Here is a 23,108-nt window from a genome sequence, read left to right as displayed (position 1 = left end):
GGGGCTAGAAGACGGGCGTGCCGTCCCGGGTCAGCTTCCAGCCCACGGACGCGAACTCCGCCGGATCGACGGTGCCCTTCTTCTGCACCCAGCCGATGATCGTGTTCCGGATCTCCTCCGAGTTCGCCCACAGCTGCTGGGCCGCGGCGATGTGCGGGAAGTTCCCGCCGCCGCTCGCCCGGTAGTTGTTGACGGCCAGCACGAACTGCGCGGCCGGGTCGACCGGCTTGCCGTCGAAGGACAGCTTCACGATCCGTGAACCGGCCGGCCTGGCGATGTCGATCTCGTACGTCAGACCCGAGATCGCGTCGTAGTTGTAGTCCGGGATGTTGTCGGCGTTGGTCAGCTTCGACGTGTCGACGGGCCCGCCGGCCGGAGTCTGCACGTAGTACTTCGCCGAGAACTCCAGATACGCCGCGAGCTGCGCGCCGGTCACCAGACGCGCCTCCAGGGTGTTCTCGAACGGGTAGAGCCCGGCCGCGTCCTTGATGGTCACCCGGCCGGAGGGGATCGCCGCGGTGCGCGAGAAGCAGGAGGCCTGCGAGAGCACGGGCAGCGCCGCGTACTGACCGCCGGCCAGCGCCGCCTTCACCGTCTCGGCCTGGACATGGTTGATCAGATCGATGATCGGCTCGTCCTGCCACGGCGCCGCGGCCGTGGACATGGCGGCGGTGGAGGTGCCGATGACCTGGTTGACGTACGCGACGACCTTCTTGTGCTCGTCGCCGAGCAGCCGGGTGATCTTCTGGTCCTCGGCGACCGTGTTGGAGTTGAGGACCTGCGCCCCGGCCTTCTCGACCGTCCAGCGGCCCTTGCTCCACACCAGGTCGAAGTCGAAGAGGGTGAGCCGCTGGCCCCACTTCAGCGGCTCGGAGAGCACGACCTGCTTGCCGGTCTCCTTGTTGGTGACGAAGTACTCGGCGATCTCGGTGTGCGCGTGCCCGACGAGGATCGCGTCGATGCCGGGCACCTGCTCGGCGACGAGACCCGCGGCGTTCTCGATGTACGGGAGCTGGTCGCCGTACGAAGAGGTGCCGCTGGAGCCCGAGTGCGCGGAGACGATGACCACGTCCGCACCCATGGAGCGCAGCTTCGGCACCCACTTCGCGGCCTGCTCCTCCAGCCCCGGGAAGACCATCTTGCCCTGCACATTGGCCTTGTCCCAGATGGCGATGCCGGGGTTGGTCAGACCGAGGACGGCGACCTTCACATCGCGGCCGCAGGGCGTGCGCAGCCGGTGGACGCTGTACGGCGCGAAGGCCGGACGGAGCGTCTTGGCGTCCAGGGCATTGGCGCCGAGCAGCGGGAAGTCGCACTGCTCCTCGAACTTCCGCAGGACCGGTATGCCGTAGTTGAACTCGTGGTTGCCGAGCGCCGCCGCGTCGTAGCCGATGGCGTTCATGGCCTGGGCCATGGGGTGCACGGGGCCGCGCTTCGCCGTGATCGGGTCGACCTTGGCGTAGTAGTACGACAACTGGGTGCCCTGGATGGTGTCGCCGGCGTCGATGAGCAGCGTGTTGCGCCGGCCCTTGTCCTTGCGGATCTTCTCCACGAGCGTCGAGATCTTCGCGAGGCCCACGTCGTTGTGGGCCTTGTCGTCGAACTCCCTGTCCGTGAAGTAGTCCCAGTTGAAGACATTGCCGTGCAGATCGGTGGTCCCCATGACGGTGAAGGAGTACCGCTTCGGCGGGCGTCCCTGGCCGTGGCCGCGCTCCTGTGCCGTGGCGGGCGCTGCGGCGGCTCCGGCGATGGCCACACCGGCCCCGGCGGCGGCCGACCGCTCCAGGAACGTCCTACGGTTCAGCGGCATTTCGTCTCCCTCGTTTCGGTGCACAACGCGCGTAGATTCTGGCGCAGGAGCATCATCCGGCAACACCCCTCGCGGGTTTCGATCTGGTGTCTGCCGGTTGTCCTGCGCGGATGCGAGAGTGTCCGGGACGACTGCCCAAGGACGTACGAGGGAGCTTTCCGTGACCACCGACGCATCCGCCACCCCCGCGCCGTACGGCACTCCGGAGACACCCCGGGTCGCCGTACGCGGGGAGGCGCGCCTGGAGTTCGACCCGGAGATCGCCAGGATCGGCGTCGCGGTCAGCGCGCGCGGCACGGACCGGCGCAGCGCGCTGGAGGACCTCACCCGCCGCAACTCAGCCGTCCTGGACCTGATCAAGTCCTACGGCGACTCCGTGGAGAAGCTGGAGACAGGGGCGTTCTCCATCAGTCCCGAGCTCACCCGGCACGGCCGCGGCGAACGCATCCGTGCGTACCACGGCCGGGTCCACATCACCGCCGAGCTCGGGGACTTCACCGCCCTCGGCGAACTCACCACCCGCCTCGCGGACCTGGAGCTGACCCGCGTCGACGGCCCCTGGTGGGCGCTGCGTCCCGATTCCCCGGCCCACGGCGAGGCCCGCCGCCAGGCGGTGAAGGAAGCCGTCCAGCGCGCCCGCGAATACGCAGAGGCGCTGGGCGCACAGCTGGCGGCCCTGGTCGAACTGGCCGATCTGGGCGCGGAGAACGCCGTTGCGTACGACGGGCCTCCGGCGCTGGGCGGCATGCGCATGGCCGCGTACGGCGCCGAAGCCGCCGAGATGGCCCCGGCCCTCGATCTGGAGCCCCAGCGCCAGACGGTCTACGCCCAGGTCAACGCCCGCTTTACGATGACCCCGCCGCAGCTGTAGGCCCTGTCCGGTTCTCCTGTCGGGGGCCTGGCGGGTTCCTTTCCGGCCGGTCCTGCCGGGCTCGCGGGTCCGGCACGGTGCCCCCCTCGCCGGGCGCCGCGCACCGATCAGGCCCGATCGACCGGACAGCACCTTGCGAGCGAGGGCTCCAGCAGCTCGAAGACCCGCCGCGCCTCGGCCTCATGGGGCGCGGCGATCTCCGCATTGCTCCCGCCGGTGAGCGTCCGCTCCAGCAGACACCCGAAGAGCACGCGCAGCGCGGCTCCCAACTGGGCCGCCACCGCCCGGCATGTGATGCCCTCCGGGTCCTCTGCGTCCTTTGGGGCCTGTGGATCCCCCCATGCTCCGCCCGTGCCGGCCCGCGCGCCCGCCTCCGCGCCCAGCTGCTCGGCCAGCGCGGCCTCCCGTTGCTCGTGGAACTCCCGCAGCCGTGCCAGCAGCACCGGGCTGTCCACGATCATCCGCGCGAACGGCTCCCCGGAGAAGCCGATCACCGGGTCCTGCTTCCGCACCGCAGCCAGATAGTCGTCCCGCAGCGCTTCCAGTGGCGAGACCCCGGCCGGCCGTGCGGCCACCACCCGGGCGGGACCGGAGACGAACGCCTCGCTCAGATCCAGTACGAGATCTTCCTTGCGCGGGAAGTAGTTGGTGACCGTCATCTTCGCCACGCCAGCGGCCGCCGCGACGTCCGCGATCGTCACCCGGTCGAAGCCGCGCTCGATGAACAGCCCTGTCGCCGCGTCCGAGATCGCCTGCCGGGTCTGCTTCTTCTTCTGCTCCCGCAGGGGTTGTGCGCTCATGGGATCCACCTTCTCATAGGCCGGTCCTAAAATTATGCTTGACATAAGTCGTGGGCTCAACCTAAATTTATGCCCAACCTAATCAGTCGCGACGAGAGGCACCGACTTGCCCGCAGCACTCACCGCCCCCGCCACCGACCAGACCCGCGACTACCTCAAGCAGATCGGCCGCATCCCGCTGCTCACCGCCGAGCAGGAGGTCCGGCTCGGTGAGCGGGTCCAGGCCGGAGTGCGCGCGGAGGAGGAGATCGCCGCCACCGGCATCCCCACCCCCGGCCTCGAGCGCACCTCGCTGGACGGCCGGCGCGCCAAGAACCACATGCTGGAGGCCAACCTCCGGCTCGTCGTCTCCATCGCCAAGCGCTACACCGGCCGCGGCATGCTCTTCCTCGACCTCATCCAGGAAGGCAACCTCGGACTGCTGCGCGCCATCGAGAAGTTCGACCCCGCCAAGGGCTTCAAGCTCTCCACGTACGCCACCTGGTGGATCAAGCAGGCCGTCGGCCGCGCGCTGGCGGACCAGGCCCGCACCATCCGCGTTCCCGTCCACATGGTCGAGGAGATCAACCGGCTCGCCCGCGTCCGGCGCGAGCTGATCACCCTCCTCGGCCGCAACCCCACCACCGCCGAACTCGCCACCGCCCTCGACGTCGCCGAGGAGAGAGTCACCCGCATCCAGGGGTACGACCGGGCTCCCGTCTCCCTCCACACCCCCCTCGGTGATGCCGTCGGCGACGCCGAACTGGGTGACCTCATCGAGGACACCACCACTCCCGCCCCCGAGGACCTCGTCGGCGCGGAGCTCCTGCGGGGCCATCTGCGCGCCGTCCTCGCCGAGTTCACCGAGCGCGAGGCCGGTGTCATCTCCCTGCGGTACGGGCTCGACGGCGACGAGCCCCGCACCCTGGACGAGATCGGCAAGGTCTACGGAGTCACCCGTGAGCGCATCCGTCAGATAGAGGCCAAGACCATGTCCAAGCTGCGGCACCCCTCGCGCGCCCGGGCGCTGCGCGGATACCTGTCATGATCCGCACGGAATTGCGCCGGCCCCGTGCGCGGGGGCGTTCCATATGCTCATCGGAGCACCCCCGCGCACAATTCAACACTTGTCAATAACCTTTCATGTAAAGGTTGTTGAGTCGTCATGCGCAGCCAATTCTCTACCGGCCGGTAAGCCGTAGGCTCGAAGCATGCGCCGAGCAAAGATCGTCTGTACCCTGGGGCCCGCCACCGACACATACGACCAGATCAAGGCACTGGTCGAAGCCGGAATGGACATCGCCCGCTTCAACCTCAGCCACGGCACCTATGCCGAGCACGAGGAGCGCTACCACCGTGTACGCAAGGCTTCCGACGAGACCGGCCGCAGTGTCGGCATCCTCGCCGACCTTCAAGGTCCGAAGATTCGCCTCGGACGCTTTCGCGAAGGCCCCGTACTGCTTGAACGCGGTGATGAATTCACCATCACGGTCGAAGAGACCGAAGGCGACCGTCATACCTGCGGGACCACTTACCGGGGCCTTGCCTCCGATGTGACCACCGGCGAGCGCATTCTGGTCGACGACGGCAAGGTCGCCCTCGAAGTCACCGCGGTCGACGGCCCCCGCGTGCACACCACGGTCGTCGAAGGCGGCATGGTCTCCGACCACAAGGGGCTGAACCTGCCCGGCGTGGCCGTGTCCGTCCCCGCCCTCTCCGAGAAGGACATCGAAGACCTCCGCTGGGCCCTGCGTACCGGCGCCGACATCATCGCGCTCTCCTTCGTACGCAGCGGACGCGACATCGAGGACGTCCTGCACATCATGAAGGAGGAGGGCCGCCGCCTCCCCGTCATCGCCAAGGTCGAAAAGCCCCAGGCCGTCGAGAACATCGACGACATCGTGGCCGCCTTCGACGGGATCATGGTCGCCCGCGGCGACCTGGGCGTCGAAATGCCCCTCGAGCAGGTGCCGATCGTCCAGAAGCGGGCGATCAAACTCGCCAAGCGCAACGCCAAGCCGGTCATCGTCGCCACGCAGATGCTCGACTCGATGATCGACAACTCCCGTCCCACACGCGCCGAGGCCTCCGACGTCGCCAACGCCGTCATGGACGGCACCGACGCCGTGATGCTCTCCGGCGAGACGAGTGTCGGCAAGTACCCCGTCGAGACGGTGCGGACGATGAGCCGCATCGTCGAGGCGGCCGAGGAGGATGTCCTGGCCAAGGGCCTGCCGCCGCTGACCGAGCGCAACAAGCCCCGCACGCAGGGCGGCGCGGTGGCGCGGGCGGCGGCGGAGATGGGCGATTTCCTCGGCGCCAAGTTCCTCGTCGCCTTCACCCAGTCCGGCGACACCGTCAAGCGGCTGTCCCGCTACCGCTCGCCGATCCCGCTGCTGGCCTTCACCCCGGACGCGGCCACCCGCTCCCAGCTCAACCTCACCTGGGGCGTGGAGACCTTCCTCGGCCCGCAGGTCGGTTCGACCGATGCCATGGTCGCGCAGGTCGACGAGGAACTGCTGAAGATCGGCCGCTGCAAGAAGGGCGACATCGTGGTCATCACGGCCGGCTCCCCGCCCGGGGTTGCCGGCTCGACCAACCTCGTCCGGGTTCACCACATCGGTGAGGAAGAAACCACCCGGTAACGCAGTGAGGCCCCTCTGAAGAGGGGCCTCAGTCGTGACCTTGGAAAGTGAGGGAAAGTACCCCGGGTGGGATTCGAACCCACGCTGGATGGTGTTTGAGACCATTGCCTCTACCGCTGGGCTACCGGGGCGCCCTTGGAAACGAAGGATGAAGAAGACCCTTCGTGTCCCAACCATACAGGAGCTGGGTAGGCTCATGGGGAGCACCCTGCCTTGGAATGAGGAGCACCGTGACCGCCCCCGAGTCGCCCCAGCCCGTCGCCGATGACGACAAGTCGCACGTCCCGCCGCTGACGACCCGCGTCGTCATCGCCGAGGACGAGGCCCTCATCCGGCTCGACCTCAAAGAGATGCTCGAGGAAGAGGGATACGCGGTAGTCGGCGAGGCAGGTGACGGCCAGCGGGCCGTCGAGCTCGCCCGTGAGCACCGCCCCGATCTGGTCATCCTCGATGTGAAGATGCCCGTCCTCGACGGAATCTCCGCGGCCGAGAAGATCGCCGAGGAGTCCATCGCGCCCGTCCTGATGCTCACCGCGTTCTCGCAGCGCGACCTGGTCGAGCGGGCCCGGGACGCCGGAGCCATGGCGTACCTGGTGAAGCCGTTCAGCAAGAGCGACGTGGTGCCGGCCATCGAGATGGCCGTGTCCCGCTTCACCGAGCTCAAGGCGCTGGAGCAGGAGGTCGCGGACCTCTCGCAGCGACTGGAGACGCGCAAGCTGGTCGACCGGGCGAAGAGCATTCTGCAGACGCAGTACGGGCTCACCGAGCCGGCCGCGTTCCGCTGGATCCAGAAGACCTCGATGGACCGGCGGCTGTCGATGCAGCAGGTCGCGGAGGCGGTCATCGAGGACGCCGAGGAGAAGAAGAACGCGAAGGGCGAGTAGCCCGGACCGCTCTCGTACGCGTACGAAGAAGGCCCGCACCCCGTGACCGGGATGCGGGCCTCCTCGTGTGTGCGGCTCAGTCCTCGCCGAGGTACGTCTTGCGGACGGACTCGTCGTGGAGCAGCTCGTGGCCGGGGCCCGAGAGCTTGATGGTGCCGACCTCCATGACGTGCGCCTCGTCCGCGAGGGAGAGGGCCGCCTGGGCGTTCTGCTCGACGAGCAGAATGGTGGTGCCCTGCGACTTGAGCTCGACGATGGTCTCCAGGATCTTCTGCATCATGATCGGGGAGAGGCCCATCGACGGCTCGTCGAGCATCAGGAGCTTGGGCTGGGACATGAGCGCGCGTCCCATCGCCAGCATCTGCTGCTCGCCGCCCGAGAGGGTGCCCGCGGCCTGCTTACGGCGCTCTCCCAGAATGGGGAAGAGGTCGTAGGCGCGCTGGATGTCCTTCTCGATACCCGCCTTGTCCGTCCGCAGGAACGCTCCGAGCTGGAGGTTCTCGGCGATCGTGAGGCGCGGGAAGATGTGCCGGCCTTCGGGGGAGTGGGCCAGACCCAGTGACACGATCTTGTGGGCCGGGATTCCGCTCAGCGGTTTGCCGTCGAAGGTGATCCTGCCGCCGGACGGCTTGAGGAGCCCGGACAGCGTCCGCAGGGTGGTGGTCTTGCCCGCACCGTTGGTGCCGATGAGGGTGACGACCTGGCCGGCCTCGACGCTGAAGGAGATGCCCTTGACGGCCTCGATCTTGCCGTAGGCGACCTTGAGGTCCTCGACCTCGAGGAGGGCGGTCATGACGCGTCCCCTTCCGAACCGGTGGTGCTGGTCCTGCCGGTCTTGCTGGTGGAGTCGGTGGTGCTGGTGGAGTCTGTGGTGCTCTCCGCCTCGGCAGCCTCGGCAGCCTCGGGGGCATCCGGGGCATCCGCGGCTTCCGCCGCTTCGGCTGCGGTTGCCTCGGCGGTTTCGGCAGCGGCGTTCGCCTCGGCAGCCGCTTCCGCCTCGGCGGCCTCCACCTCGGCGACCTCCTCCGCGCCCGGCGCGCCCTCGAACGGCGTTCCGAGGTAGGCGGCGACCACGCGCTCGTCACCCTGGACGACGTCGGCCGTGCCCTCGACGAGCTTCTCGCCCTGGACCAGACAGGCCACGCGGTCGCAGAGGTTGAAGATGAAGCGCATGTCGTGCTCGATGACGAGAACGGCGATGCCCTTGTCGCGGATGGCGAAGACGAGTTCCTCGGTCGCCCGTGTCTCCTGAGGGTTCATACCGGCCGTCGGCTCGTCCAGGAGCAGCAGGCCGGGGTCGCTCGCCATCGCCCGGGCGATCTCCAGCTTGCGCTGTTCGCCGTAGGGGAGGTTGCGCGCGAGATGGTCGGCCTTGTGCTCCAGGCCGATGAACTCCAGGAGCTCCATGGCGCGTTCGCGCGAAGCGGCTTCGGCCTTCTTGAAGCCGGGGCCGCGCAGCAGCGCCGACCAGAGACCTTCCTTGGTCCTGGTGTGGCGTCCGACGAGGACGTTCTCCAGGACGGTCATGTTGGCGAAGAGCCTGATGTTCTGGAAGGTACGGGCGATGCCTGCCTTGGTGACCAGGTGGGGCCTGGGCGGCAGGACGGTGCCCTTGTAGCTGACCTTGCCCTCGGTGGGGACGTACAGGCCGGTGAGGCAGTTGAAGAAGGTGGTCTTGCCGGCGCCGTTCGGCCCGATGAGGCCGACGATCTCTCCGCTGTTGACGGTGAGGTCGACGGAGCGTACGGCGGTGAGGCCGCCGAAGCGCATGGTGACGCCGGACGCCTGCAGGACGGTGGTGGCCGTGGCCGTGGTCATGGTGGTCACGCCCCTGACTTGGTGACGCCGACGGTGTTCTCCGTCAGGCCTTGTTCCGGTACGTCGAGCTGCCCGGTCTCATGGAATTCCAGCTGCCGGCGCCGGTTGGCGATGACGCCCTCGGGACGGAAGCGCATCAGCAGGACGAGCGCGACACCGAAGGCGAAGAGCTCGTACTCCTTGAGGAAGCCGAGCTTCTCCGGGAGCAGATAGAGCAGCGTGGCGCCGAGGATCGGGCCGCTGACGGTGCCCATGCCGCCGAGGACGACGGCAGCCAGGAGGAAGGCGGAGTTGGGCGGAGCGGCTCCGGCGAACATGTACGGGTTGGGCACCACGCTATAGGTGACGTGGGCGCTGACCGTGCCCGCGAGGCCGGCCAGCGAGGCGCCGAGCGCGAAGGCGATCAGCTTGACGCGGAAGCCGTTGATGCCCATGGCGGTGGCGGCGGTCTCGTCCTCGCGGATCGCGATCCAGGAGCGGCCGATACGGGAGTTGGCGGCGCGGGTGAAGACCAGCACCACGAGCGCCGTGATCAGCAGCATCAGGAAGAAGTAGTTCGCGAACCGGCCGAGCGTGAAGCCCGCGACTTGGTGCGCGGCCCCGAAGTTGAAGCCGAAGATCTCCAGGTCGGGGATCTGGGCGATGCCGTCGGGGCCGTTGGTGATGTCCGGTCCCGAGGTGCCGTCCAGGTTGTTGATGGCGATACGGAAGATCTCACCGAAGCCGAGCGTCACGATGGCGAGGTAGTCGCCGCGCAGTCGCAGGGTCGGGGCGCCGATCAGTACGCCGAAGACCAGCGATGCCGCCATACCGGTCAGCGCGGCCGCCCAGAAGGGGAACTGGACGCCGGAGAACCGGGAGAACTCGGAGCCGGAGACCAGGGCAGCGGCATAGGCGCCCACACCGAGGAAGGCGACGTAACCGAGGTCGAGGAGACCGGTGAGGCCGACGACGATGTTGAGACCGAGGGCGACCGTTCCGAAGATGAGGATGCTGACGCCGAGGTTGGCGGTGGCGTCATCGCTCTGGGTGAAGGGGAAGATCGCCGCGGCGATGAAGATCATCGAGGTGGCGAAGCCCCGGTGCAGGGCGTTGAGATGGGAGAAGCGCTCGATGAGCCCCGCGCTGAACAGCGCCCAGCAGGTCAGGACCACCAGGAGCAGGAAGCCGATGAAGGTCTCGCTCTCCTCGTCGTCGACACCGAGTCCGTAGGTGAAGGCGACGAGCCCGATGGCCGTGACCACGGTGATGATCAGCCGCTGGGCCCAGGGGGCGAGCGTGCCGGCGGGGGCCGGTATGCCGTCGGGCTTCTTGAAGTACGCCTTCCACGAGTCCCCGGGGTGGGGGAGCGCCAGTGCGCCGATGACCGGCAGCAGGGAGGCGACCGCGGCGACATAGCCGCCGGGCTCGAGGTTGGCGAGACCGCCGAGGTCGACCGCGATGGCGATCATCGTGAACCAGACGACCGCGAACGCCGACAGGGCGCCGAGGAAGACCGGAGCGGTGGCGCGGGCGGGGTTGACCCAACCCAGTCCGCGTACGTTCCACAGGTTCAGCCCGAAGAGCAGGCTGACGGCCGCGGCGACGATGGTGAGCATCTGCAGGCCGGCCGGGTAGCCGTAGACCGTCAGATCACCGGGGAAGGCGGAGGTCCAGGTCCACGCCAGGAACGTGCTGGCGATGGTGAGGACGGAGCCGCCGACGATGAGGGCACGGGCTGCGCCCTGCGGCAGGGCGATGGGGCCGCGTGCGGGGGCGGTGGTGTCCTTGGCAGTGGTGTCGATGGTGGTGGTTGCCATGGTCATCACGCCCTGTCCGCGACGCGTTCGCCGAGTAGACCTTGTGGTCGGAACAGCAGAACGAGGATGAGGAGGACGAAGGCCCAGACCGGGGCCCAGCTGCCGCCGCCGAGCTGCTGCATGCCGGGGATCTCGGAGATGTAGGCGCTGGCGAGGACCTCGGAGAGGCCGAGGACGACGCCGCCGAGCATGGCTCCGTAGATGTTTCCGATGCCGCCGAGCACGGCTGCGGTGAACGCCTTGAGGCCGGTGATGAAGCCCATGTCGAACTTGACGGAGCCGTACTTCAGGCCCCACGCGATACCGGCGACGGCGGCGAAGAAACCGCCGATCGCGAACGCGATCACGATGATCCGGTTGGTGTCGATACCCATGAGCTGTGCGGTGTCCGGGTCCTGCGCCGTGGCCTGCATGGCGCGGCCGGTGCGGGAGGTGCGGATGAAGAAGGCCAGGACAGCCATGCACAGCGGGGCGGCGATCAGCAGGAAGACGTCACCGGTCTGAATCTTGATGGAGCCGATGTCGAAGGGGCCGCCGGGTATCTGCGGGAAGACCCGGTCGTTCTTCGCCTCGGGGTACCAGTTGAAGATCGCCTGCTGCAGCGCGAGCGAGAGTCCGATCGCGGTGATCAGTGGTGCGAGCCTTGGTGCGCCTCGTAGTGGTCGATACGCGAAACGTTCAGCTCCCACTGCGATGAGTACGGCGACGATGGCGCCGCCGAGCAGCATCAGTGGGAGAAGCACCCACATGGACGTGCCGCTGGGCATAAGGAGGAAGACCGTGAGTCCGCCGAAGGCGCCGGTCATGAAGATCTCGCCATGGGCGAAGTTGATGAGCTGGACGATGCCGTACACCATCGTGTATCCGATGGCGATCAGCCCGTACATCGAGCCGAGAATCAGCCCGTTGGCCAGCTGTTGCGGCAGGGTGTTCACCGCATGGCCTCCATGTGGGTGGGGAGAGTGAGCAGAGGGTAGAAATCGGGCCGCGCGGTGACGTGTGGTCGTGGCCGCGCGGCCCTTTTGTTGTGCTGTGCTGTGCGGTGGGTGGATCAGCCGGCGTTGTACGTGCCGCTCTTGACGGCCGCCCACTTGCCGCCCTTGACCTGGTAGACGGTCAGCTGCTTGTTGTTCGTGTCACCGAACTCGTCGAAGGAGACCGGGCCGGCGATGCCCTCGAAGTTCGTCTTCTGGACTTCCTCGACGATCTTGGCGCGGGCGTCGGACGGAACCTTTCCGTCCTTCACGACGGTGCTGACGGCCTTGATGATGGCCGTGGCGGCGTCGTAGGAGTAACCGCCGTAGGCGGCGTAGTCACCCGGGTACTTCTTCGCCTTGTACTTCGTGATGAAGTCCTTGGCGGCCGGCAGGCTGTCGACCGGGACGCCGACCGAGGTGACGAGGTCGCCGTCCGAGGCCGCACCGGCGGTCTTGATGTAGGTGTCGGTGAACATACCGTCGCCACCGAACAGCGGGATCTTGACGCCCGCTTCCTTCAGCTGCTTGGTGAGGATCTGCGACTCGTCGTACTGACCGCCGTAGTAGAGCAGGTCGGCGCCCGAGTCCTTGATCTTCGTGACCAGGGTCCCGAAGTCCTTGTCGCCGGTGTTGACGTGGTCCTCGCCGGCGACCTTGCCGCCCGCCTTGGTGAAGTTCTCCTTGAACAGGCGGGCCAGGCCGGCGCCGTAGGTCTGCTTGTCGTCGACGAGGTAGACCTTCTTCTTCTTCAGGGTCTTCGCGGCGTACTCGGCCGCGAAGCCGCCCTGAAGGGCATCCGTGGTGGCGGTGCGGAAGTAGGTCTTGTAGGAGCGCTTCTTCGCGTCCTTGCCCTTCGCCCAGTCCTTGCCCTGCGTCAGCTCGGGAGCCGTGTTCGCGGGGGAGATCTGGACCATGTTGGCGGTGGCGAAGACCTGCTGCATCGAGACGGCGACGCCGGAGTTCAGCGGGCCGACGGCGCCGAGCACGTCCTTGTCGGCGACGAGCTTGCTGGCGTTCTGCTGGCCGGAGGCGGGCAGCGCCTTGTCGTCGAAGGCCTTGACCTTGAAGGTGACGCCCGGGACGAGCTTCTTCTCATTGGCATCGTCGACGGCGATCTGGACGCCGTACTGGATGCCGAGACCGATGGCGGAGTTCGCACCGGTGAGCGGCGCGTCCACGCCGATGACGACGGTGGTGTTCCCGCCGTCGCTGTTCTTGTTGTCGTCGTCGCGCGACCCGCATGCGGTGAGCGTGAGCGCCCCCGTCGTGAGGACGGAGGTGAGTATGAGCAAGGAACGGTGTCGCACGATGAATCCTCTCCCTGGCGCGGCTTCCTCTGGTGAGGCGCCGTGTGTCTCGCCGGGCCGTACTGGGTTGGTACAGGTCCGTGCTGCAGACGCGCCCGGCGGCGCGGTGACTGGCCGTGACTCTAAGCGCAGGTGAGGGAGTCGGGGATGGGGGAAGGTCAGGATGTGACTGTCTTGTTATGCCGCGGAGGAGAGCAGGGGGGAGCAGTACGGACAGATAGGCCCTTTGTTCGCGCGGCAAAAGTGACCACATAGCGAGAACGTGCAGTTCCGGTAAGGGGCTTGAGGGGATCATGCTGCTGTGGCCGCAGGTGGCGGAAAAGTCTCTGTATGCGGGACCTCGCGGCAGGTGACGGCCGGGTGTGAGGGGTGTTCCACGCCTGTTTCCGTACCGCCCATTCGTTACGGAGAGTAATTCCGGACCGGGCCGTGCAGTGCGGCCCGCCGCGCCCGGCGCGGCGCTCGACGCCGCGCCCGGCGGTGCACCGTTGACGTGCCTGGCGCTCCGTCAAACGCAGTTCTGTGACGGTGCCTTGGCGCTTCCGCTCGGCCCGGGCCGCGGCAACGACCTCCTCGTGGACGGCGTGTTGGCCGATGGACATCCCCTTCCGCTCCCCGACGGGGTCGACGCCGGGACCTTTGGTGATCAGCGTCTTGACCCAGTGGGTGATGAGTTCCGTACGCACACGCACCGGTTCGTCCTCGGCGCAAGCGGATGTGGGGATGGCGCGCCCGGGAGAGGGAGGGGGAGGCGAGCGGCCGAGTGCCACGACGGGGGTGAGAACCGCGGCTGCGGTGAACCGGGCGGAGGGGCGCGGCGGAGTGCTCGTGAGGGAACGCCAGTTCGTCACGATCGGTAACTCAATGACGGTTGTAGATCAGATGTACGGCCCGGTCTATGGGTCGTGGGTAGCGTGCGGGCTTCGCGGCGGTTCCAGCCGTTCCGGCAGTGCCGGTGGGTTTTCGGCGGTGCCGGCAATTTCAGCAAAACGGGAGTCAAACATGATGGGTTCCATGGGAAAGCTCGGCGACCGGCTCCTTGAGCGGTTGGTGCCCAAGGCAACGGCTTCGGCCGACACCAGCTGGACGGAGCGCTGCTACTGCATCAGTGAGCGGCGAGCCCGCTTCCGTACCTGCCACGTGGTAGGGGGCACAAGCGGCTGCACCCCTTGCAACATCGAGCGGGTCGTCAACTGCTTCAGCTGATCACCAGCGAACGTGGGTGAGCAGTGACTCCCTGAACGGTCGCTGCTCACCCATGACGCGTACAGACGCATAAAGCGCCTACAGACGAGTACACCCGAGTACACCCGCGTACAGCGGACATTCGACGGCGTGGATCTTTACGGATCTTCAAGGACTGGGTGCATGACCTATCTCGTTTTCGCGTGCCGGATCCTCTTGATCGGCGTTTTCCTGGTCGCGGTCGTGGGGAAGTTCCGCGGCCGGGCAGCATTCGAGGAGTTCGCGAAGTCGATTGCCGACCTGAGGCTGCTGTCGCGGAGGCTTTCGACGGCCGCCGCAGCCGCGGTCGCCGTCACCGAGCTCGCCGTGCTCGCGCTGCTCGCGGTGCCGCCCACCGCGCCCGCCGGATTCGCGCTCGCTGCCGTGCTGCTCCTCGTCTTCACCACGGGAATCGCGCTGGCCCTGCGCCGTGGACGCCGCGCCCCCTGCCGGTGCTTCGGCGCCTCGGCCGCGCCGCTGGGGCCCGTCCATGTCGTACGCAACCTGATCCTGGCGCTCGCCGGTGCCGCCGGTCTTGGGCTGTCGCTCACCGAGGGGGCCGGGGCCTGGTGGCCCGAGCACGTCGGCGGCACCGCCGTCGCGCTGACGACAGCCGCGATCGGTGTGCTGCTCGTCGTGCGTCTCGACGATCTGATGGCCCTGTTCGCCACCCCGCCTGCCATGAGCCATGAGTAAGGACTTCCGATGACGATTCTGATTGCGGCAGTAGTTCTCGTCGGTGCGCTGTGTCTGTTCGACCTGCTGCTTACGTTCGCGGTGCTGCGCAGGCTGCGGGAGCACACCACCCAGATCGCGGGGCTGGGCGGGCAGCAGCACTTCACCCCGTACGACCCGATGGTGCTCGTCGGCCGGAAGGTGCCCGACCTTCCCGGCGTGGGCGGCGGGGATCCGGGGGATACGGGGGGCACGGACGATGCGCGGGACGGCTCGCGTCTGGTGGCGTTCTTCGACGCCCAGTGCGAGACCTGCCACGACCACGCGCCGGTGTTCGCCGTCCGGGCCCGTGGGCGCGACGCGGTGGCCGTGATCTCCGGCGACGGGATCAAGGTGGATCAGCTCGTCGGCCATGTGGCGGGCGTGGCATCCGTCGTGCGCGGTGGGCAGGCGCAGCGGCTGGTGGACGCCATGGAGATCGAGGCGTTCCCGACCTTTGTCCAGGTGGACGCTGAGGGTGTGGTCGTGCACGCCGTGAACAACCCGGCCGAGCTGCCGGAGCCGGCCATGTCCGCCGCGCCCGGCGCGCGTGCACTGGCCGAGCCCGCGCCGACGGCGTGACCGCGCCGCAGTCCGCGCCCGGCGACGGTCCGGACGGGCACGGGCCGGACAGCGTCGGCCACGAAAAGTACGGGCCGGACAGCGTCGGCCACGAAAAGTACGGGCCGGACGGCGTCGGTCCGGAAAAATACGGTCCCGACAAGGGGCGGCCGCGGCTGCGGCTCCGCCACATCGGCACGGCGTGGCTGCTGTGCTGGCGGGCAGGGCCGCTCCTGGCCGGGGTGTATCTCGTGATCACCGTGGTCTCCGGGCTGGTGCCCACCGGTACCGCGTGGTTCACGAAGTTCATCGTCGACGATCTCGCCGCCGGGCAGCCGGACGGAGTACTGCGCTGGGCGTTCGGTCTCGCCGCCCTGGGGCTCGCGGCCGGTGTGCTGCCGCATCTGGGCAACTTCCTCCAGAACGAACTCGCCCGTCGGCTGGACCGCCTGATGCAGGACCGGCTCTACACCACGATCAACGGGTTCCAGGGGCTTTCACGGTTCGAGAACCCTGACTTCCGCAATGACCTCAGCATGGCCATGCAGGCGTCGGGCGGCGCGATGGGGCCGGTCACCACCGGCCTTTTCGACACCGCGCGCAATGTGATCACCCTGGTGAGCCTGCTGGGAACGCTGTCGGTGCTCAGCCCCGTCATGGCCGGACTGGTGACGGTGGCCGCGCTGCCCGCCCTGTTCGCCCGGCTGTCGTTGTCGCGGCGGCGGGTGAGCATGATGGCCGGTATCTCCCCGGCGACCCGACGGCAGATCTTCTACTCGGTGCTGATCACCGATGTGCGCGGGGCGAAGGAGACCCGGCTGTTCGGCCTCGGCGACTTCCTCAGGCAGCGCATGCTCGGCGAACTCGCGACCCAGCAGACGGGGGAGCGGCGGCTGGACGTGCAGGAGACGCGCACGCAGTCGCTGCTCGCTCTGCTGTCCACGGTGGTCGCGGGGGCAGGGCTGGTCTGGGCGGTGCGCGCGGCCGCGGCGGGAGAGCTGAGCGTCGGCGATGTGACGGCGTTCGTCGCCGCCGTGGCCGGTACGCAGGGCGCGCTGACGAGCCTGGTGGACAACGTTGCGCTCGCCCATCAGGCGCTGCTCGTCTTCGGCTATCACGACAAGGTGGTCTCACTCCCCGACGATCTCCCCTCCGTCTCGGTCTCGGTCTCCGCCTCCACTGCTGCTGCCGCTTCCGCTGCCATTTCCGGGGCGGCTTCGGTCTCCGGGGCGGCGGCGACGCCCGCCGAGCTGCCCGCGCTGCGCGGCGCGATCGAGCTGCGGGACGTCTGGTTCCGCTACGACGAGAGCCATCCATGGGTCCTGCGGGGCCTCAACCTCACTATTCCCCACGGCAGTTCCGTGGCGCTGGTAGGGCTCAACGGCGCGGGCAAGAGCACGCTGATCAAGCTGCTGTGCCGGTTCTACGACCCCACGCGCGGAGCGATCCTCTGGGACGGCGTCGACATCCGTGACGTACCGCCCGCGGAGCTGCGCCGCCGGATGGGCGTGCTGTTCCAGGACTACATGTGTTACGACCTGACAGCCGCGGAGAACATCGGGGTGGGCGAGCTGGATGCGCTCTCCGACCGGCCGAGGCTGCGTAAAGCCGCGCGGATGGCGGACATCGACACCACTGTCGAGGATCTCCCCCGCGGCTATGACACCTTGCTCAGCCGGATCTTCACCGATCAGACGGACGACGACGATCCGCAGACGGGCGTGGTGCTCTCCGGCGGACAGTGGCAGCGCCTGGCCCTGGCCCGCACGCTGTTGCGTGACAAGCGGGACCTGCTGATTCTCGACGAGCCGAGCGCGGGCCTCGACGCCCAGGCCGAGCACGAGATCCACCGCCGGCTGCGCGAACACCGCACCGGCCGCACCAGCCTGCTCGTCTCGCACCGGCTCGGCGCCGTCCGCGAGGCCGATGTGATCGTCGTCCTCGACGGCGGCCGGATCGTCGAGCGCGGCGCGCACGGCGAACTCCTGGCGAGCGGCGGGGAGTACGCGCGGCTCTTCGCCATCCAGGCCGAGGGCTACCGCACCACCTCCGATGCCCCCCATGACGCCCACGAGGAGGCCTGCCCGGGCATTGAGCAGGCCGTCGAGCGGGCCGTCGAGCAGGTCACCGATCGGGCCGTCGATCGGGGCATCGGGCAGGGAGTTGAGCAGGGCGTCGAGCGTCGGGAGACCGAGCCACAGGATGCCGAGCCGGTCAGCTCGCCGGCCGGGTGAGAACCAGGTCCGCGGAGGCGCCGCGCGGTGGCGGCACCTCCGCTGCCGCGAGCTCGGCGGCGTAGAGACGTACCAGATCGCGCATGCGGTACAGGCCCTGGGCGACCGGCTCCAGCAGGCCGACGGCCACCAGCTCGTCCAGGGCTCGCTCGGTCGACAACGGCCCGGAGCCGAGCAGTTCGGTGACGCGTGCCACGGGAAAGGGCGATTCGAGGGAGCTCAGCCGGGGGAACGCATCCGCGGCCGCGTGCCGTGCCGGATCGTCGCCGCGTGACAGATCGGCGTAACTCACCGCGTAGCAGGACCGCATGGAGAGGTCCGCTATCTGTAGTTCGTCCAGCCGCCGTGCCGGATCGCGCAGCCGCTGGGCGAATCCGGTGAGCGACCAGTCGGGCCGGCCGGCGAAGCGGGCGCCGACGATGCTGAGCGCCAGTGGATTGCCCTCGCACCAGCGGGCGATCTCCGTGGCCCCGAGGGGTTCCGCGACCACCCGCGACTGACCGGTCAACAGGGCCAGGACACGTACGGAGTTGGTGGCGTCCAGCGCGCGCGCCGCGATCCGTACCGCGTCCAGCGTGGGCAGGATGCTCCTGCTGGTGATGAGTACGGCGCAGTCGCTGCTCGCGGGCAGCAGCGGCATCACCTGACTGCGGTGGGAGACGTTGTCGGCGACGATCAGGATGCGGCGGCCCGCCAGCACGGACTGGTAGCCCGCTGCGGCCTCGGCCGGCGTCGTGGGAACACTGTCGCGCGGCATTCCCAGGGCGCGCAGGAAGCTGCCGAGGACATCGACCGGCAGTAGCGGCTCCAGCCGCGGCCGGTATCCCTGAAGATCCACATAGAGCTGGCCGTCGGGGTACCGGTCGGCGACGGAATGGGCGGTGCGCAGAGCCAGAGCGGACTTCCCCAGCCCGCTGGAACCGTGGAAAACGATCACGGGTGCACCTGTCGTATTGCGCCCGATCGAGCGCAGGGCAGAGTGTGCACGTGTAATTTCGCGCTCCCGTCCGACGAAGACCGTCGATTCCCGGGGGAGCTGGCGGGGCGGATCCGAAAAAGTCCGTGAAGAGAGCATGTTCATCTCTCCGGGAAGGCTGGGAGGCAATAAGTGGGGGGCTCTTCGCAGGACGGCCTGATGTGTGTGGGAGAGCTCGGGGCCGGGGTCCACTCCCAGTTCGTCGCGCAGCGCCTTACGGGCTTGGCCGAAGGCTGCGAGGGCGGCGGCCGTATCACCGCTTCGGTACAGGGCGATCATCAGTCGGCTGTGAATGCGTTCACGCAGCGGGTATCTTCGGGCCAGCGGTCTTAATTGCTCGACCAGAGCCGCTCCCTTGCCCAGCGAGAGCTCGACGTCCGCGTAATTCTCGACCGTGCTCAGATACTGTTCGGTAAGGCTTGCGGTGAGTCCGCGAAGGGTCGGTCCGAGGGCGATGTCCTCCATGGGACTTCCGCGCCACAGCGCGAGGGCCCGGCCGAATGCATCCGCCGCTTCGGTGAGTTCCTGGCGGGCCGCGGCGTTACGCCCTCGGGCGGCGAGTGCCTCGAAGTGCGGGATGTCGAACTCGCCCTCGGCCAGCCTCAGCGCGTAGCCGGAACGGGAGGTGACCAGGCGGGCGCCGGAGGGATCGTCGAGCGGCCGCAGCAGCCGCCGTAGCTGCATCACGTACGTACGGAGATTGGGCACCGCCGAATGCGGCGGGGTGTCCCCCCATACCTCCTCCACGAGCTGGTGCACCGGTACGACATGCCCCGCGTGGGTAAGCAGCATGGCCAGGATGGTGCGTTGCTTGCCCGCGGCGACATGAATCGACCCGGCCCCGGTCGAAATCTCCATCGGCCCGAGGGACCGAAACTCGATGCCCATCGTTTCTGAATGCCTTCCCCCGGTGTCATTCACAATGTGCGACCGCCGAGCATGCGAATCGCTACGCCCAGGATCTGATCCGCGGGAAAGAATCCGCGCTGCCTGGAATCAACACTGTCGGAATTGTCGCCGAATACGACGAGGGACCTGGGTGGTACCTGCGCGATGCCTTCTCCGCCGGGTATTCCGTCGGGCACGGGATCTCCGGGAAGGGCCGCTGCACGCTTGATGTTCCAGGCCTTGTCGTTCACCGACTCGTAGCGCTCCGAGGTTTTCGGTGGCCGCAGCACGATCACGTCGCCGGAGCGGACCGCATCGATTTTCCTGCGCACCACCACGACTTGATCACCGGGGGCGAGCGTCGGCGCCATGCTTGTACCTTCGACCGTCACGACGACGAATCGTCCGCGCAGGCGGCGCACGATCAGGAAGACCCCGATTCCCCCGATGATTACTCCGCCAAGAATCCACTTCACAGATGCAATCAGCCTTCCCTGATTCCCCCCGGTCCGGATGATCGTGCACACCGGTGGTGACGCCTGTCAATGCTTTCACTCGGACGCAGGTGCGAATCGCGGGAGGGCTGTCCGGCTCATCCCGAATGGCACGGTCATTCCACAGCTTTCTCGCCGATGAACAGCAAAACACCCGAAATGCGGACGCATTTCGGGTGTCGGTGTTGCCGTGCGAAGGATCAGGCGGGCGCGCCGGGTGCGCCGGGCGCATCGCGCAGCATGCATGTCAGCCGGGCCGTGCAGACCCGCTTGTCCTGCTCGTCGGTGATGACGATCTCGTACGTGGCGGTGGAGCGGCCACGGTGCACCGGGGTCGCCACGCCGGTCACCAGCCCGGAGCGGACGCCGCGGTGGTGGGTGCAGTTGAGGTCCACACCAACGGCGATCTTGGTGATCCCGCCGTGCAGCATCGCGCCGATGGAGCCGAGGGTCTCGGCCAGCACGGCGGATGCGCCGCCGTGCAGCAGCCCGTACGGCTGGGTGTTGCCCTCGACGGGCATCGTGGCGACGACGCGCTCCGCCGAGGCCTCGACGATCTGCACGCCCATGCGATTGCCCAGATGCCCGGCGGAGAAGAGCGCGGGCAGGTCGACCCCGAGTGCGGCGTACTCCTCGATGACCTCTGGCGGGAACTTCACGGTGGTCTGCTCGCCCATGGGGCCCGGCTCCGATCGTCGGCGTTCGTTGTGTGCTGTGCACACCGTCTTATCAGATGCCTGAGCGAACGCTTAGACGGGTGGTCTCATTCCCCGCGCTCGAAGCGGATCACCACGGACTTGCTCGCGGGAGTGTTGCTGGTGTCGGCGGTGGAGTCCAGCGGCACCAGCACATTGGTCTCCGGGTAGTACGCGGCGGCACAGCCACGGGCGGTGGGGTAGTGCACCACCCGGAAACCGGGGGCACGCCGCTCCACGCCGTCCTTCCACTCGCTGACCAGATCGGTGTACGAGCCGTCCGCCAGGCCCAGCTCCCGGGCATCCTCGGGGTGCACCATGACGATCCGGCGGCCGCCCTTGATGCCGCGGTAGCGGTCGTCGAGTCCGTAGATCGTGGTGTTGTACTGATCGTGCGAGCGCAGTGTCTGCAGCAGCAGCCGGCCCGCGGGGACCCGGGGATACTCCACGGGCGCGGCGGTGAAGTTGGCCTTGCCGGTGGCGGTGGGGAAGCGGCGCTCGTCGCGCGGGGCGTGGGGGAGTGTGAATCCGCCGGGGCGGGCGATCTTGGTGTTGAAGTCCTCGAAGCCGGGCACCACGCGCGCGATGCGGTCGCGGATCGTCGCGTAGTCCTTCTCGAACTCCTCCCAGGGTGTCGCCGATCCGGGGCCGAGCACTGCGCGCGCCAGCCGAGCCACGATGGCCGGCTCGGACAGCAGATGAGGGCTTGCCGGGGTGAGATTGCCGCGCGAGGCGTGCACCAGCCCCATCGAGTCCTCGACCGTCACGACTTGCCTGCCGCCCGCCTGTACGTCCTTGTCGGTGCGGCCGAGGGTGGGCAGGATCAGCGCGTGTGTGCCGGTGACGGCGTGCGAGCGGTTCAGTTTCGTCGACACATGGACGGTCAGGCGAGCCCGGCGCATCGCGGCCTCGGTGACCTCGGTGTCGGGGGTGGCGCTCACGAAATTGCCGCCCATGGCGAAGAAGACCTTCGCCTCCCCGTCGCGCAGTGCCCGGATGGACCGTACGACGTCGAAGCCGTGGTGGCGGGGCGGCGCAAAGCCGAACTCCTTCTCCAGGGCGTCAAGGAAGGCCTCGGAGGGGCGCTCGAAGATGCCCATGGTGCGGTCGCCCTGGACGTTGGAGTGGCCGCGCACGGGGCAGACGCCGGCGCCGGGACGGCCGATGTTGCCGCGCAGCAGAAGGAAGTTGACCACTTCACGGATGGTCGGCACGGCGTGTTTGTGCTGGGTCAGGCCCATCGCCCAGCACACGATCGTGCGCTTCGAGGCGAGGATCATCTTCAGAGCCCGCTCGATCTCGGCGCGATCGAGTCCGGTCGCCGCCAGCGTCTCGTCCCAGTCCGCATCGCGGGCGGCGGCCGCGAACTCCTCGAACCCATGGGTGTGTTCCCGTACGAACGTCTCGTCGACGGCCCCGGAGCCCGCGCCGGAGGCGTTGTCGGCCTCGGCCAGGATCAGCTTGTTCAGCAGCCGGAACAGGGCCTGGTCGCCGCCGATGCGGATCTGCAGGAAGAGGTCGTTGAGTGCGGTGCCCTTGAGCATGCCGCGCGGGGACTGCGGGTTCTTGAACCGCTCGAGGCCGGCCTCGGGCAGCGGATTCACCGAGATGATCTTCGCGCCGGCCTTCTTGGCGTCCTCCAGGGCGGAGAGCATCCGGGGATGGTTCGTGCCCGGGTTCTGCCCGGCGACGATGATCAGGTCCGCCTGGTGGAGATCTTCCAGCGAGACGCTGCCCTTGCCGACGCCGAGGGTCTCGGTGAGTGCCGAGCCGGACGACTCGTGGCACATGTTGGAGCAGTCGGGCAGGTTGTTGGTGCCGAACTCGCGGGCGAAGAGCTGGAGCAGGAACGCCGCTTCGTTGCTGGTGCGCCCCGAGGTGTAGAAGAGCGCCTCGTCGGGCGAGCTCAGCGCGGTCAGCTCCGCCGCGATGATCGCGAAGGCACGCTCCCAGGTCACCGCCTCGTACCGGTCGGCACCCTCGGGCAGGTACACCGGCTGGGTGAGACGGCCCTGCTGCCCCAGCCAGTACCCGCTGCGCGAGGCCAGGTCCGCGACGGGATGCGCGGCAAAGAATTCGGGCGTGACCCGGCGCAGTGTCGCCTCTTCGGCGACGGCCTTCGCGCCGTTCTCGCAGAACTCCGCCGTGTGTCGTTTGTCGCCCTCCGGCCAGGCGCAGCCGGGACAGTCGAAGCCGTCCTTCTGGTTGACCTTGAGCAGTGTCTGCGCGGTGCGCCGGACACCCATCTGCTGCTGGGCGATACGCAGTGTGTGTCCGATGGCCGAGAGGCCGGCGGCGGCGTGCTGCGGGGCCGCGACCTGCGGGGCGTCCTGGACCGGATCGCCTGTGGGCGGTTTGCTGGCCATCGCGCTCTCCCTCGAGCCTGCGTCTGCGGGTACCACTCCGATCCTGCCACGGTCGGGATTGTCAGT

The 23,108-nt window shown here is 68.2% G+C and carries 18 protein-coding genes, 1 tRNA gene and 1 pseudogene; 8 read left to right on the top strand and 12 right to left on the bottom strand.

Annotation, left to right across the window (positions count from 1 at the left end; translation table 11 throughout):
* Positions 1 to 4: 4 nt before the first annotated feature.
* A complete protein-coding gene (locus OG883_RS21240) occupies positions 5 to 1,810 on the bottom strand; it encodes a bifunctional UDP-sugar hydrolase/5'-nucleotidase (protein WP_266543205.1) in 1,806 nt (601 codons plus the stop codon).
* A 160-nt stretch (positions 1,811 to 1,970) separates the two neighbouring features.
* On the opposite strand from OG883_RS21240, the gene OG883_RS21235 reads away from it, so the two are divergent.
* Complete coding sequence (locus OG883_RS21235) at positions 1,971 to 2,681, top strand: SIMPL domain-containing protein (RefSeq protein WP_266543203.1); 711 nt, start codon at positions 1,971 to 1,973, stop codon at positions 2,679 to 2,681.
* A 107-nt stretch (positions 2,682 to 2,788) separates the two neighbouring features.
* Here the strand turns inward: OG883_RS21235 and OG883_RS21230 are convergent, their stop codons facing one another.
* Positions 2,789 to 3,481, bottom strand: a complete 693-nt coding sequence (locus OG883_RS21230) for a TetR/AcrR family transcriptional regulator (protein ID WP_266543201.1) — start codon at positions 3,479 to 3,481, stop codon at positions 2,789 to 2,791.
* A gap of 145 nt (positions 3,482 to 3,626) precedes the next feature.
* Between OG883_RS21230 and OG883_RS21225 the strand changes: the two are divergent.
* A pseudogene (locus OG883_RS21225) lies at positions 3,627 to 4,508 on the top strand (RNA polymerase sigma factor); the annotation flags it as partial.
* A gap of 163 nt (positions 4,509 to 4,671) precedes the next feature.
* Positions 4,672 to 6,105 carry a pyruvate kinase gene (gene pyk / locus OG883_RS21220; protein WP_266543200.1) on the top strand — a complete coding sequence of 478 codons (1,434 nt, stop codon included), beginning with the start codon at positions 4,672 to 4,674 and terminating at the stop codon, positions 6,103 to 6,105.
* A 58-nt stretch (positions 6,106 to 6,163) separates the two neighbouring features.
* Here the strand turns inward: pyk and OG883_RS21215 are convergent.
* Positions 6,164 to 6,236: transfer RNA gene (locus OG883_RS21215), tRNA-Leu, on the bottom strand.
* A gap of 99 nt (positions 6,237 to 6,335) precedes the next feature.
* Between OG883_RS21215 and OG883_RS21210 the strand changes: the two genes are divergently transcribed.
* Positions 6,336 to 6,989 carry an ANTAR domain-containing response regulator gene (locus OG883_RS21210; RefSeq protein WP_266549273.1) on the top strand — a complete coding sequence of 218 codons (654 nt, stop codon included), beginning with the start codon at positions 6,336 to 6,338 and terminating at the stop codon, positions 6,987 to 6,989.
* A 76-nt stretch (positions 6,990 to 7,065) separates the two neighbouring features.
* On the opposite strand, the gene OG883_RS21205 is transcribed toward OG883_RS21210, so the two are convergent.
* The 5 genes from OG883_RS21205 to OG883_RS21185 form a co-directional block, all read right to left on the bottom strand.
* Positions 7,066 to 7,782: an ABC transporter ATP-binding protein gene (locus tag OG883_RS21205; protein ID WP_266543198.1), complete on the bottom strand. Its 717-nt coding sequence runs from the start codon at positions 7,780 to 7,782 to the stop codon at positions 7,066 to 7,068.
* Positions 7,779 to 8,807: an ABC transporter ATP-binding protein gene (locus OG883_RS21200; RefSeq protein ID WP_266543197.1), complete on the bottom strand. Its 1,029-nt coding sequence runs from the start codon at positions 8,805 to 8,807 to the stop codon at positions 7,779 to 7,781. Before OG883_RS21200 ends, OG883_RS21205 begins: the two co-directional genes overlap by 4 nt.
* Positions 8,808 to 8,812: 5 nt before the next feature.
* The gene (locus tag OG883_RS21195) at positions 8,813 to 10,606 is read right to left on the bottom strand and encodes a branched-chain amino acid ABC transporter permease (protein WP_266543195.1); all 1,794 of its coding nucleotides are present in this window, start codon (positions 10,604 to 10,606) and stop codon (positions 8,813 to 8,815) included.
* A gap of 5 nt (positions 10,607 to 10,611) precedes the next feature.
* On the bottom strand, positions 10,612 to 11,541 hold the full coding sequence (locus tag OG883_RS21190; protein ID WP_266543193.1) for a branched-chain amino acid ABC transporter permease: 930 nt from the start codon (positions 11,539 to 11,541) through the stop codon (positions 10,612 to 10,614).
* 116 nt (positions 11,542 to 11,657) lie between these two features.
* Entirely contained in the window at positions 11,658 to 12,890 is a 1,233-nt protein-coding gene (locus tag OG883_RS21185; RefSeq protein ID WP_266543191.1) for a branched-chain amino acid ABC transporter substrate-binding protein, read from the bottom strand.
* Positions 12,891 to 13,904: 1,014 nt separating this feature from the next.
* Here OG883_RS21185 and OG883_RS21180 point away from each other — a divergent pair.
* The 4 genes from OG883_RS21180 (at position 13,905) to OG883_RS21165 (ending at position 17,623) form a co-directional block, all read left to right on the top strand.
* Positions 13,905 to 14,096, top strand: coding sequence for a hypothetical protein (locus OG883_RS21180; protein WP_266543190.1), 192 nt, complete (start codon positions 13,905 to 13,907; stop codon positions 14,094 to 14,096).
* Positions 14,097 to 14,258: 162 nt separating this feature from the next.
* A complete protein-coding gene (locus OG883_RS21175; protein WP_266543188.1) occupies positions 14,259 to 14,810 on the top strand; it encodes a MauE/DoxX family redox-associated membrane protein in 552 nt (183 codons plus the stop codon).
* A 9-nt stretch (positions 14,811 to 14,819) separates the two neighbouring features.
* A complete protein-coding gene (locus OG883_RS21170; protein WP_266543186.1) occupies positions 14,820 to 15,410 on the top strand; it encodes a hypothetical protein in 591 nt (196 codons plus the stop codon).
* Positions 15,407 to 17,623, top strand: coding sequence for an ABC transporter ATP-binding protein (locus OG883_RS21165; RefSeq protein WP_266543184.1), 2,217 nt, complete (start codon positions 15,407 to 15,409; stop codon positions 17,621 to 17,623). Before OG883_RS21170 ends, OG883_RS21165 begins: the two co-directional genes overlap by 4 nt.
* Here the strand turns inward: OG883_RS21165 and OG883_RS21160 are convergent.
* The 4 genes from OG883_RS21160 to OG883_RS21145 all read right to left on the bottom strand — a co-directional run bounded on the left by OG883_RS21160 (position 17,604) and on the right by OG883_RS21145 (position 23,042).
* On the bottom strand, positions 17,604 to 19,457 hold the full coding sequence (locus OG883_RS21160) for a BTAD domain-containing putative transcriptional regulator (protein WP_266543182.1): 1,854 nt from the start codon (positions 19,455 to 19,457) through the stop codon (positions 17,604 to 17,606). The two genes, OG883_RS21165 and OG883_RS21160, sit on opposite strands and share 20 nt — an antisense overlap.
* Before the next feature lie 59 nt (positions 19,458 to 19,516).
* On the bottom strand, positions 19,517 to 19,963 hold the full coding sequence (locus OG883_RS21155; protein ID WP_266543181.1) for a S26 family signal peptidase: 447 nt from the start codon (positions 19,961 to 19,963) through the stop codon (positions 19,517 to 19,519).
* Between the two features lie 218 nt (positions 19,964 to 20,181).
* Entirely contained in the window at positions 20,182 to 20,658 is a 477-nt protein-coding gene (locus OG883_RS21150) for a PaaI family thioesterase (protein WP_266543179.1), read from the bottom strand.
* 86 nt (positions 20,659 to 20,744) lie between these two features.
* Positions 20,745 to 23,042: an FdhF/YdeP family oxidoreductase gene (locus OG883_RS21145; protein WP_266543178.1), complete on the bottom strand. Its 2,298-nt coding sequence runs from the start codon at positions 23,040 to 23,042 to the stop codon at positions 20,745 to 20,747.
* Positions 23,043 to 23,108: the final 66 nt, after the last annotated feature.

The sequence above is a fragment of the Streptomyces sp. NBC_01142 genome (genome assembly GCF_026341125.1).
Taxonomy (GTDB): Bacteria; Actinomycetota; Actinomycetes; order Streptomycetales; family Streptomycetaceae; genus Streptomyces.
Note: the sequence above shows the minus strand (reverse complement) of the source record. Positions and strands in the feature narration are given on the sequence as shown.